This is a genomic window from Catellatospora bangladeshensis (assembly GCF_016862575.1).
Lineage (GTDB): Bacteria > Actinomycetota > Actinomycetes > Mycobacteriales > Micromonosporaceae > Catellatospora > Catellatospora bangladeshensis.
In genome coordinates this window covers 1-645 of sequence record NZ_BONF01000111.1, presented here as the reverse complement: position 1 = coordinate 645, position 645 = coordinate 1, and the positions used below count along the sequence as shown (strand labels likewise).

Here is a 645-nt window from a genome sequence, read left to right as displayed (position 1 = left end):
ACGACGGTAAGAGCACGCTGATCGGGCGGCTGCTGTACGACACGAAGTCGCTGTTCGAAGACCAGCTCGAAGCGGTCGAGGCGGTGTCGGCGGCGCGGGGCGACGAGTACACGAACCTCGCCCTGCTCACCGACGGGCTGCGGGCCGAGCGGGAACAGGGCATCACCATCGACGTCGCCTACCGGTACTTCGCCACGCCGCGGCGCAAGTTCATCATCGCCGACACCCCCGGCCACATCCAGTACACCCGCAACATGGTCACCGGCGCCTCCACCGCCGACCTCGCCCTCGTTCTCGTGGACGCGCGCAAGGGCATCGTCGAGCAGTCCCGGCGCCACGCGTTCCTGTGCTCGCTGCTGCGCGTGCCCCACCTGGTCCTGTGCGTCAACAAGATGGACCTCGTCGACTACGACCAGACCGTCTACGACCGCATCGTCGACGAATTCACCAGCTTCGCCGCCAAGCTCGACATCACCGACCTCGCGATCATCCCCATCAGCGCGCTGCAAGGCGACAACATCGCCACCCGCTCGCCCAACATGCCCTGGTACGAAGGCCCCAGCCTGCTGCACCACCTCGAACACGTGCACATCGCCTCCGACCGCAACCTCGTCGACGTCCGCTTCCCCGTCCAGTACGTCATCC

Annotated in this window: 1 protein-coding gene; it reads left to right on the top strand. The window is 66.5% G+C overall.

The annotated features are described in order from the left end of the window. Positions 1 to 645, top strand: a 645-nt coding sequence (locus Cba03nite_RS39465) for a sulfate adenylyltransferase subunit 1 (RefSeq protein ID WP_203757730.1), incomplete at both ends; no start/stop codon positions are given.